Annotated in this window: 12 protein-coding genes; 5 read left to right on the top strand and 7 right to left on the bottom strand. The window is 70.1% G+C overall.

The window, feature by feature from the left end:
- Nucleotides 1-397: 397 nt before the first annotated feature.
- The gene (locus AB0I59_RS32070) at nt 398-1,258 is read left to right on the top strand and encodes a hypothetical protein (RefSeq protein WP_358138813.1); all 861 of its coding nucleotides are present in this window, start codon (nt 398-400) and stop codon (nt 1,256-1,258) included.
- A 368-nt stretch (nt 1,259-1,626) separates the two neighbouring features.
- Here the strand turns inward: AB0I59_RS32070 and AB0I59_RS32065 are convergent, their stop codons facing one another.
- A complete protein-coding gene (locus AB0I59_RS32065) occupies nt 1,627-2,106 on the bottom strand; it encodes a MarR family winged helix-turn-helix transcriptional regulator (protein WP_358138811.1) in 480 nt (159 codons plus the stop codon).
- Between the two features lie 384 nt (nt 2,107-2,490).
- Nucleotides 2,491-3,198: a YoaK family protein gene (locus AB0I59_RS32060; RefSeq protein ID WP_061259441.1), complete on the bottom strand. Its 708-nt coding sequence runs from the start codon at nt 3,196-3,198 to the stop codon at nt 2,491-2,493.
- Nucleotides 3,199-3,423: 225 nt separating this feature from the next.
- Here AB0I59_RS32060 and AB0I59_RS32055 point away from each other — a divergent pair, with 225 nt between their 5' ends.
- Nucleotides 3,424-3,975, top strand: coding sequence for a YciI family protein (locus AB0I59_RS32055; protein ID WP_061259440.1), 552 nt, complete (start codon nt 3,424-3,426; stop codon nt 3,973-3,975).
- A gap of 248 nt (nt 3,976-4,223) precedes the next feature.
- Complete coding sequence (locus AB0I59_RS32050) at nt 4,224-5,249, top strand: helix-turn-helix transcriptional regulator (protein WP_358138808.1); 1,026 nt, start codon at nt 4,224-4,226, stop codon at nt 5,247-5,249.
- A 30-nt stretch (nt 5,250-5,279) separates the two neighbouring features.
- Here the strand turns inward: AB0I59_RS32050 and AB0I59_RS32045 are convergent, their stop codons facing one another.
- Nucleotides 5,280-6,437, bottom strand: coding sequence for an FAD-dependent monooxygenase (locus AB0I59_RS32045; protein WP_358138806.1), 1,158 nt, complete (start codon nt 6,435-6,437; stop codon nt 5,280-5,282).
- An 89-nt stretch (nt 6,438-6,526) separates the two neighbouring features.
- On the opposite strand from AB0I59_RS32045, the gene AB0I59_RS32040 reads away from it, so the two are divergent.
- Nucleotides 6,527-7,210 (top strand): TetR/AcrR family transcriptional regulator, encoded by a 684-nt coding sequence (locus tag AB0I59_RS32040; protein WP_358138804.1) that lies wholly within the window; start codon nt 6,527-6,529, stop codon nt 7,208-7,210.
- A gap of 39 nt (nt 7,211-7,249) precedes the next feature.
- On the opposite strand, the gene AB0I59_RS32035 is transcribed toward AB0I59_RS32040, so the two are convergent.
- From AB0I59_RS32035 to AB0I59_RS32020, 4 genes are all read right to left on the bottom strand, one after another.
- Nucleotides 7,250-8,497 carry an RNA polymerase sigma factor gene (locus AB0I59_RS32035; protein WP_435831140.1) on the bottom strand — a complete coding sequence of 416 codons (1,248 nt, stop codon included), beginning with the start codon at nt 8,495-8,497 and terminating at the stop codon, nt 7,250-7,252.
- Entirely contained in the window at nt 8,494-8,883 is a 390-nt protein-coding gene (locus tag AB0I59_RS32030) for a YciI family protein (RefSeq protein ID WP_061259436.1), read from the bottom strand. The genes AB0I59_RS32035 and AB0I59_RS32030 overlap by 4 nt, the downstream gene beginning before the upstream one ends.
- Complete coding sequence (locus AB0I59_RS32025) at nt 8,880-9,296, bottom strand: hypothetical protein (RefSeq protein WP_061259435.1); 417 nt, start codon at nt 9,294-9,296, stop codon at nt 8,880-8,882. The genes AB0I59_RS32030 and AB0I59_RS32025 overlap by 4 nt, the downstream gene beginning before the upstream one ends.
- Before the next feature lie 232 nt (nt 9,297-9,528).
- Nucleotides 9,529-10,317 (bottom strand): helix-turn-helix domain-containing protein, encoded by a 789-nt coding sequence (locus AB0I59_RS32020; protein WP_358138801.1) that lies wholly within the window; start codon nt 10,315-10,317, stop codon nt 9,529-9,531.
- A 116-nt stretch (nt 10,318-10,433) separates the two neighbouring features.
- On the opposite strand from AB0I59_RS32020, the gene AB0I59_RS32015 reads away from it, so the two are divergent.
- Nucleotides 10,434-10,790 (top strand): VOC family protein, encoded by a 357-nt coding sequence (locus AB0I59_RS32015; protein WP_358138799.1) that lies wholly within the window; start codon nt 10,434-10,436, stop codon nt 10,788-10,790.
- The last annotated feature ends 5 nt before the right edge of the window (nt 10,791-10,795 follow it).

Below are 10,795 nucleotides of genomic sequence, written 5' to 3'. Positions count from 1 at the left end.
ACGCGTGGGCCGTCCGGGACCGCAGGAGATGGTCGGGGCACCGCCCGCCGCTTGCGTTCCCCGGCCGACCACTCGTGGGTGGGGCTCGCGCGCCCAGCCGCCCGCTCCGCCGCCCCCCGGTATTCGGCACCCGCAGTGCTCCAAATAGAGCGACATCGGCGAAATTTCGACTTATCGGCGACATTCGTGGGGGGGTCCATGAAGCGACCTACGTCCGTCAACAAACGAAAAGAAATCAGCAAGATCCGCTAATCTCGGTTTCGGTTCCCACCGAAAGGGAGAGGCCAAGCGGCATTCGGAGTAATTCTCGAGCGGTTATCAAGGTTGGGCATTTTCCACCATCATCCGATTCGAGAATTATTACGCCGGAACGCGAGACCTTCCAAGGAGAACCAAGTTGCTCAAGTCCAGCAAGCTGGCCGGAGTACTCATGATCAGCACTGTGGTGGCGGGAGCCGCCGTGGCCATGAGTGGCGTCGTCACCCCCGCGTTCGCGGACGGTGTCCCCGTCCCTGTGGTCACCGGCCACCATGGTGGCGTCACCGGCCCTTCGGGCAACAGGAACAGCAACCACAACCGGAACCGAAATAGGAACCGGAACCGGAACCATGAGCACCAGCAGGGGCGTCAGCATGAGCGCCAGAGGCAGAACCAGGAGGTGCGGAACATCGTCGTGACGCCGCACAGGCCGCGGGTCCGGACGCGGCCGACCCCGCCGACGCTGCCCCCGCCCTCCGTGCCGCCCACGCGGCCGACGCGGCCCACGCCCCCGGTGACGACAACGCCGCCGACAACCGTGACGACAACGACACCGTCAACAACGTCGCCCCCGGCGACCACGGTCACTCCTGACCCGCCGCCGACCACCACGGTAGTCACCACCACCGGTACGGGCACCACCGGGACCGTCAACACCGGTACCGTCACCACGGAGACCGTCAGCACGGAGACCGTCAGCACCGAAACTGTCACCACAGATACCGCCACCACGGTCGTCGGGGGGACTACCGCGACCTGCGCCTGCGGGCTCGGCATCGCCGGACTTTCCATCGTGGCGAACGTGGGGCTTTCCGCCGGCGCTTCCCTCGACGCGGACGTGAACACCGCCTGGGTTCCCGTATTTCTCGTCGATGAAAGCCCTGCGGCCATCGCCGCCGAGGCAGACGTCAGGGCCGACCTCGGAACGCTTGTCACGGCAAATGTCGGCACCGATCTTGGACTGGGTCTCGGGACGGACACCTGCGTCGCGCTCTCCTGACAGAGATGATGGAGGTGAGTACCTCCCGCCGGGCCTGACCCTCGGTCCGTATGCAGCGGCCGTCCACTCAGTCGGTACGGCCGCTGCATGGGCTCTTTGAATATGTCCGGGCCGCAGACGACGCGGCTCCGCCGACTCGATGCGGGGCGGCTCAGCACCCCGGGCGTCCACACCATCCGCAGCGGCGCCCAGTAGTTCGGGATCGCGCCCCAGACGCGGTCGGCTTTGCGTCGTTCGTCAGCCACACGACCCCGCGGCCCCATGTGCGCCGGACACCAAGCGCGGCAGACCAGCCGGTTTCGGCGAGATGGCCGTCCTGCTCACGAAGGCGGCGGCCGCACCGCGGGCTGGACACCACCCTTGCGCGCTCAAAGAGCGGATCGCGCGAGCAGGTGCGTGAGGGCCGTGGTGATCCGATGTCGGTCGGTGTCCGGTATGGCCGCTCCCAGGGCCTCGAGCCTCGCGCAGATCTCCTCGTGGACCTTTTCGCCGAGTTGCGCGCCCTCGGTCGTGAGGGAGACCTGGCAGGCCCGGCGATCCCGGGGGTCGGTGACTCGGGTGAGGAATCCTCGCCGCTCCACCCGGTCCACGAGCCCGGACAGGCTCGACTTCTCCAGGTGGAGGAGCCTGCTGAGCTCGGTCATGCCGATCGGGCCCCCGGTCAGCATGCAGAGCAACTGCGCCTGCTGAGGGGTGACGCCGTACTCGCGGCTCACATCGGCGAACACGTACTGCACCACATGCGACATGCGCACAAGCGCGGTGGCGAACGTCAGGTCCGCGCCCATCTCTGTAGCCGTCGTGCCGGTCACCTTGCCACCGTAATCGACGACGGTTCGTACTGCCAACTAATAGCTCGTCACGGGGCTGCGGCGCACGCGTTGGCGGTGTCCTCGATATTCACCCTCATCACCGCGATCGTGGCGGCGCTGCCGGTCTACCTGCCACCCACCGGTCGAGCGCGTAGCGGCGACCGTCCCTGAGACGGCCGCCGTGGACGCCGTGACGTCCTGAAACTGTTTTGGGCACCGACTGGCCCGGCAGCCACTTCGACCTCGAACGGCCCGCGCGATCGAGGCGCATCACGGGACAACGGCCTGCTCCAGGCTGAGCGCGGCGATCAGCCGTATCCTCGGCGCCGATCTGGAGTCCGAGGAGGTCTGCGTCTCCTGGAGGTCGCCCTGATGGCCCTGGACGCCATCCGCGGCTGACGCTCCAGGGTCTCGGCCGGGTCAGCCGGTGACCTCGGCGGTGGTGGCGGTGGCTGACGTGCGCGTGGGCGTGAGGAAGCGCGAGGCGAGCAGGACGGTGCCGACGCACGCGAGCTGGAGAAGCGGGGCCACGACCGGCGCGCGCAGGGCGAGCAGCCCGCCGAGTGCCGCGCCGCCGATCAGTCCGAGCAGCAGCAGCGCGCTGAGCTGGACGTCGCGCAGCGGCTTGCCCGCCGTCAACCGCATCACCAGCGTGGTCAGCGTGCCTGTGAGGTACGTCGTGGAGAGGCCAGGCACCCCGAACCGCTGCACGCTGCTGCTCTGGATGCCGAGCGCGCACGCGTTGAGCGCCAGCAGGCCGAGTGCCCCCGCCTCCGACACCTCGCCGCCCGCGAACATCCAGAACGCGGCGTACAGCACGAGCACGGCGAACTCGACGGTGAGCGCCCGGCTGATCTGGGCGGGCCAGACCGGGTCGTCGGGACGGGCGCTGCCGGCCAGCCGATGGCCCACCGCGCAGCCGATCACGAAGCAGATGATCGCCGTGCCGGCGTGCAGGGCGAGCGACCCGTCCCCTTGAGCACCCGAAACGCCGAGGAGCACCATGTTCCCGGTCATCACGCTGGTGAAGGCACCGCCCAGGAGGAGCAGGCCGATGGCGTCGGTCGCGCCACTGTTCAGGGAGAGCAGCACGACCAGCAGGTCACGCTTGCGGGAAGCATCAGACAAGAGAACTCCTAGGGGATTCAAGGCATGAGGTTACACACGCCCGAACCAACCCAGGAGGTGCCGATATGTCCTGTATCGCGTTCCTCGCATCGACGTTCTGTCAGCGCGGGCGCGACGCGCTACCGCCGGCCGGGTGCCGCGGCATCGCGGGCGTCGATGCCGCCGGACATGATGGTGCGGATGTGTTTGTGCGAGGTGATCCGGTGGTGGGTTGAGACTAGGGACATGGAGTTCTTCTGCTACCACCGCGACCGGCCCGGCTCCGTAGCGCTGCGCGATGATCTTCTGGAAGAGCATTGGTCCTATATGGACCGGTACGCAAAGGAGATGATCGCGCGGGGCCCGACCCTCGCCGACGACGGCGACACACCCACCGGCAGCGTGCACATCGTCGACCTGCCCGATCCCGTCGCCGCCCGCGCGTTCGCCTTCGACGAGCCGAACTACCAAGCCGGCGCGTACCGGGACGTGCTGCTGCGCCAGTGGCGCAACACGCTGGGGCGCACCATGTGGGACTTCCCCGGCGGCCGGACCGGCGGCAACCGGTACCTGGTACTCGGCCTCGGCACGGGGCAGGCCGCCGACCTCGTCGTGCCGCCCGACCAGGACGACCTGATCGCGTATGGGCCGCTGCTGTCCGACGACGGCACCGCGTGGCTGGGTACGGCGGCGCTGGTCCGGGCGCCGGACCCGGACACGGCACGCGCCATCCTGACCCCGGACCGGTACGCCGACATCGAGGTGCACAACTGGCGGTTCGGCGGGCGGCCGTCATGAAGGCCCGGACCACCTCTCGCCGCTCCCGTCCGGGTCACCCGCCGAGGCCGAGATCGCCCATGCCCACGACCCGCGCGGACGAATAGTCGGCACCCGCGTGCCGGCACTCCCTCGGGAGTTCGCCGACCCGACAAGGCCGGCGAACACGGCAGGTCAAGCACCTAGGCGAGATTCGTTGTCTGGCACGAGACAACAGCCGCGGGGGAAGCGGTCAGGGTGTGACCGCTTCCCTGGGCAATATTGGCGTCATGCCGAAAACCTCAGCGCGACTGCTCTCGCTGCTCTCGCTGCTCCAGGTACGCCGGGACTGGCCGGGGGCGCTGCTGGCCGAGCGGCTGGACATCAGCCCGCGCACCGTGCGCCGCGATGTCGACCGCCTGCGCGAGCTCGGCTATCCCATACTGTCCACCAAAGGCCCCGACGGTGGATACCGGCTCGACATCGGCACCGAACTGCCGCCGTTGCTGTTCGACGACGACCAGGCCGTCGCCCTCGCCGTCGCACTCCAGATCGCGACCACCACCGGCGCCGGCATCGAGGAAGCCGCGGCGCGCGCGCTGAACACCGTCCGGCAGGTCATGCCCGCACGGCTGCGCCGCCGCGTCGACACTCTCCAGGTCACCGCCGTCGAACGGCCCACGGCCCGACCGAACCCACAGGTCGACAGCGGCGTCCTCATGACACTCGGCACCGCCGTCCACGCCCGCGAAGTGCTGCGCTTCGACTACGCCTCCGCATCCCCACCAGAGGTGGACGACAACGGCGCGCAGACCCCGCCGCGCCGGGTGGAGCCCCACCACCTCGTCACCTGGGGCGGACGCTGGTACCTCGTCGCCTGGGACCTCGACCGCGACGACTGGCGCACCTTCCGCGCCGACCGGATCATCCCGCGCACCCCTACAGGGCCCCGCTTCACCCCACGTGAACTGCCCGGGGGGAACGTGGCCGCCTTCGTGACCAGCAGATTCCGGGGCTCCGACGGGTCCGGCGACTGGCCCTGCCGCGGCGAGGTGATCCTCGACCTACCCGCCGCCACCGTGTCCCGGCACACCCGCGAGGGAATCGTCGAGGAACTCGGCCCCGACCGCTGCCGGCTCGTCCTGGGCTCGTGGTCATGGCCCGGCCTGGCCGCCACCATCGGCAGGTTCGACGCCGACATCGAGGTCATCGGGCCGGCCGAACTCACGGCCGCCTTCGCGCACCTGGCCCGCCGCTACGCCGACGCGGCGACCGATGGAGCCTCCACACTCACCACGCCGCCCTCGGGCCGATGAGCGTCGGGCACGTCGACCATGGCGTCAGGGTCACGCGACCGGCGCCCCGCTGAGCGCACGCTTCAGCCGTGCGGCGACGGCCATGGCGGGCCACAGGCGGGTGGCCAGGTTCCGCGCCATGATGCCGCGTCGCGTCGCGGGGACGAGGAGCGCCGACGCCTGTCCGATGTTCCGTTGCTTGGGGTCGACCAGGCGTCGGTGCCCGGTCTCGTATCGGCGGAAGGCCGCTTGGGGGTCGTCCGGGGCGGCGGCCAGTTCCGCGGCGAGCGTGTACGCCCCCGCCATGGCCAGGGTGGAGCCGTCTCCGAACAGCGAGACGCAGGACGCGGCGTCGCCGAGGAGCGCGACCCGGCCGTTCCACCAGCGGGGCAGGCGCACCTGGCTCACCGAGTCGAAGTAGAGGTCGTCGGCGGCACGCACACGCTCCAGCAGTCCCGGCGCCCGCCAGGCCACGTCCGCGTACGCGTCGGCCAGCATCCGCTTGTGCTGCTCGATGTCGCGATGGTCGAAGCCCGGCTTCGCCGGGCTCCGGTAGAGGAAGAACGCGAGGTCGCCGCCGGGCGTGGGACTGACGGCGACCGCCTTGCCAGGCGTGTTGTGCATGAGGACGTCCCGGCCGGCCCCGGCTCCACCGCCGAGCGGCGTCGTGGCGACGTAGAGGCCCATGTGGCGCACGAGCCCGCTGTCCTGCCCGAACGCCAAGCGCCGCGTCACCGAATGCAGGCCGTCCGCCCCGATCACCACGTCGAAGCGGCGGGGCCCGGCGCGGTCGAAGGTGACGTCGACCCCGCGCGCATCCTGGTCGAGGGTCGCGATGGAGTCGTCGAACAGGAACTCGGCGTGGTCGCGGCTCGCCTCGTACAGGATCGACGCGAGGTCGCCGCGCGGCAGCTCGACCTCACCCGCCTGCTGCACGGCGCGCATGTCCATTCGGCCGACACACCTGCCCGCCGCGTCGACGAAGGTGACGCCGGTCGTGCCGGTGGCCGCCTCGCGCAGTCGGGGCAGGATGCCCATCCGTCCGGCGACGTCCACGGCGGGTCCCCTGACGTCCACCGGGTTCCCGCTGGAACGTAGCCTCTCGGCGCGTTCGACGACGGTGACACGGAAGCCGTTCCGGGCCAGCCAGTAGGCCAATGTCGGCCCGCCGACGCCGGCCCCTGAGATCAGCACTGTCCGCTCGCTCATGGCACTCCACTAACCGGATGATTTTCCTCCACTTGTCTTTACGGTAACCTAAGCGGAGGAAAATCGTCCAATTTCCAGTCGAGGTGGCAGTGAAGACGGGGAGCCCGCAGGACACGACGGGGCTGCGCGCCGACGCGCGCCGCAACCGGGACCTGATCGTCGCGGCCGCCAGAGAACTGCTCGTGGAACAGGGCGCCGACGTGCCGCTGGAGGATGTGGCGCGCCGGGCGGGCGTCGGCATCGGCACGCTGTACCGCCGTTTCCCCGACAGGGACGCGTTACTCCGCGCCGTCTTCGAGGAGGGGCTTCGCCGCATGGCGGACCTTGCGGAGACCGCCTGGCGGGAAGAGCCCGACGCCTGGCATGCGCTGTGCCGCTTCCTGCGCGCCTGCACCGAGCTGCGGCTGGGCGTGCTGTCGGCGAAGCTCGAGCCGCACCTGCACCAGCGGCTCCGAGCCGGCCCCGGCCTGCACGAGATACGGCAGCAGGTGATCGCCAGCGTGCTCCGGATGACCGAGCAGGCACAGGCGGAGGGCGCGCTGCGCGACGACATCGGTCCGGGCGACATCGCCCTGCTGATGACCCTGCACGTCTACACGCCGCCGAGCATGTCCGACGAGCAGGCCATGGCCCGCGTGGTGGAGATCATGCTGAACGGCCTGCGCGCCGATGCGGGATCACCCCTTCCCGGGCCCCCGCTGACCGGCGACGACCTGCGCCGCTACACGGCCGTGGAGCGACCTCCCCCCACCCACGCGCGGCAGGACGAGTAGCTCCCGGCCTGCGCGGATGACTATCCGGCGCTCGCCGTGTCAGCGCGTGTCCAGCCGGGCGGCGCGGGCCAGCAGGTAGCGGCGTTCGGGGAGGCTGGTCGTGAGCCGGGCCGCGGTGCGGTAGTCCGCGATCGCGGCCGCTCTGTCTCCGGCTTCCTCACGAAGGTGCCCGCGCACCGCGTGCAGCCGGTGATGGCCGGCCATCCGCTGGTCGCCGGCCACCGTCTCCAGAACGGCCAGCCCAGCTGCGGGGCCGTTCAGCATCGCCACCGCCACCGCGCGGTTCAACGTGACCACCGGGTTGTCGGCGAGCCGATCGAGCACCTGGTACAGGGCGACGATCTGCGCCCAGTCGGTGTCGTCGAACCGTCCCGCCTCGGCGTGCACGGCGGCGATGGCGGCCTGCAGCTGGTAGGGACCTGGCCGCTTGCGCGGCAACACGGCGGTCAGCAACGCGATGCCTTCATCGATCATCTCCCGGTTCCACCGGCCGCGGTCCTGCTCCGCGAGCGGGACCAGTTCGCCGTCCGGGCCGGTGCGGGCCGGGCGGCGGGCGTCGGTGAGCAGCATCTCGGCGAGCAACCCGCTCACCTCAGGCACATCGGGCAGCAGCCGGTGCACCATCCGGGCCAGGCGGATCGCCTCGGTGCACAACTCGCCGCGGTGCAGCGACTCGCCCGCCGTGGCGGTGTAGCCCTCGTTGAAGATGAGGTACAGCACGTGCAGGACGACGTCGAGGCGACGTGCCCGATCCTGGTCATCGGGCATCCGGAACCGGCCGCCCGCTTCCAGAATGCGTTTCTTGGCGCGGGTGATCCGCTGCGCGAGCGTCGCCTCGGGCAGCAGGAGCGCGCGGGCGATCTCGGCGGTGGTCAGGCCGCCGACGGCCCGCAGGGTGAGCGCGACCTGCGCGGGGGGATTCAGCGCGGGGTGGCAGCACAGGAACAGCAGCAGCAGGGTGTCGTCGCTGTCCCCGGCGGGCGGTACGTCGGCCGCAGGGGACAGCAGGTCGGCGGGCAGCGCGCGGAACGCCTCTTCCTGCTCTCGTCGGCGGCGGGCCTGCTCGCTGCGCAGCAGGTCGGTCATGCGGCGGGTGGCGACCGTGGTCATCCACCCCGGCGGGTTGTCCGGCAGGCCCTGGTCCGGCCACTGGGTCGCGGCCGCGAGCAGCGCCTCCTGAACGGCCTCCTCGGCGAGGTTGAAGTGGCCGTAACGGCGGGTGAGCAAGGCGAGGACCTGCGGCGCGAGCTCGCGCAGCAGGTCCTCCATCCGCTGAGGTGTGGTCACATCTCCCGACCGGCGTCGTCCATGATCGGCCGCAGCTCCACCCGGCTCTGTACGATCGCGGCGAAGCGCGCGGCCAGCTCGACCGCCCGGTCGTGTGATGCCACGTCGATGATCCCGAACCCGGCGAGCACCTCCTTGGCCTCGGCATGCGGTCCGTCGGAGGCGACGGGCCGCCCGTCACGGATCTCCACCGTCATGGTGTGCGAGGGGTCGGCCAGCCCGAAGCCGGTGACCATCTCGTCGGAGGCCGCGAGGTCGGCGTAGAACTCCGACATGGCGCGGAAGTGCTCGGCGACCTCCTCCGGAGACCAGGTCGCCTCCTTGGCGCCGAGGCCGAGGGTGTCCCACGCCGACGCGTCGCCGAAGGTCATGATCATGTACTTCATCGGGTCGGTTCCTCCACCCGCGTCATGTTCGACTCGTAACCTCCGCCCGGCCACTGCCAGGCACCGGTGTTGCGCACACCGTCGACGTCGAACCGGCCGACGAACTTGGCCGGAGAGTCGACGCCGCCGTACCAGATCGTCAGAGTATCGCCGACGAGCTCGTATACGTACTCGAGAATCTCGCCATTCTCGCTGAAAAAGTGCGAACGCAGCTGGCCGCTTTCGGCGTGGAAGCCGATGTACTCGACCCCGCGGGTGACCTCGTCGTCGTGGACGAGGGCGACATGCTGCACCAGGAAGCCGCCGCCGTCCATCCACTCGTAGCGGACCGTACCCGACATGCCGGGTCCGTCCATGGCCCAGGTGCCGACGAGCGGCTCCAGGCTGCGCAGAGTGTTCGTTGTCGCGTTCATGGTGTTCTCCCTCTGATGTGAAGGCCGCTGCCGTGCTCTCACCTCCTCTGTCGGAGACGTACGGGCGGTCTCGACAACTCAGCCGGAAATTTCTTCGTCCCGTGGCGACAAGGTTCAGCCGGGTGGAGAACGAACCGGGATCGCACGGTGAGGTGGTCGGGCGGCGCGGAGTTCGGTGGCGTCGCGACTCAGGCACCACCGTCACACCCCGCCCTGCGGCTCCCGAACCAAGCTAGGGACCTGGGGCGAGTAGGCGACGCAGCGCGGTCGGCGTGTGTTCCAGGTGCTCGCGGACTGTACGCGTGAGGTGCGCCTGATCGGCGAAGCCGAGGTCGGCGGCCAGTTCGGCGAGGCTGGATTCGCCCTCCGCGAGCCGATCCATGACCTGGCTGACGCGAACGCGATTACGGTAGCGGGTCAGCGATACGCCCATATGGTGCGAGAAGACCCGGCTCAGCCGGTACGGCGAGACCCTCAGAAGCCCGGCCAGCGAGCACAGCCTCGCCGCCTCCGGCGCCTCCTCGATGATCGCCTCACGGGCCGCCGCGACCAGTGCCCGGTCGGCGGGCCTCGTCCGTCCGGCCGGCTGTCCGGCCGGCTGTCCTGCGGCCACCGCGACGAGACGGAGCAACTCCTCGGTGAGCGCATAGTCGATGTCGCCGCCGCCCGCGGCGGCGAGCAGACGACGGTGAGCCAGATCGACGCGCGCCTCCACGTACACCGCCCTGCCACCCGCGAGCCCCTCCCAGAGCCAGGGCGCGAAGCTCAGCGAGGTGCAGACGTCACCGCCGGCGGGGTGCGCGAACCGTTCCTCCTCCCCCGGGGCGCCCAGGTAGGCCACCGTCGAATCCAGATCGGCGTCCGCCCCGTCGGCCCACCGCCGGAACCTGCCACGCCGTACGAGCACCATTCGGTGGTCATCGCGCGTCTCCGGCTCCGACCATCGGGTGTGGTCGGCGCGGCAGGCCACCGTGGTCACGGTGAACTCCGGCCGGGCGGCGAGGGTCACGGCTGACAACACGCCGCGGAGACTACGCCGAGGGTACGACAGAACGACCCGCAAGGATCTTCAAGACCCTTCGGTACGCGAGAGCGGATGCTGGGCGGGCAGGAAACGACATCCAAGGAGTCATGAATATGGCCGTCAACGCGGAGCTCACCGCGATCATCATCGACTGCGCCGCCCCGAAGGCGCTCGCCGAGTTCTACGGGAACCTCACCGGCTGGGAGATCACCCACAGCGACGACGATTTCGCCTATCTGGGCAGTGGCCCGATCCAGCTCGCCTTCCAGCGGGTCGTCGGCTACCGGGGGCCGGGATGGCCGGACGCCGCCAAGCACGCCCACCTCGACTTCAAGGTCACCGACCTGGAAGCCACGACCAAGGACCTGCTCGCGCTCGGCGCGACCATGCCCGACTACCAGCCCGGCGAAGGGCAGTGGACCGTCCTCGCCGACCCCGAAGGACACCTGTTCTGTATCGCCGCGGCCTGACCGGG

The organism is Microtetraspora glauca (assembly GCF_040656155.1).
GTDB lineage: Bacteria > Actinomycetota > Actinomycetes > Streptosporangiales > Streptosporangiaceae > Microtetraspora > Microtetraspora glauca.
Note: the sequence above shows the minus strand (reverse complement) of the source record. Positions and strands in the feature narration are given on the sequence as shown.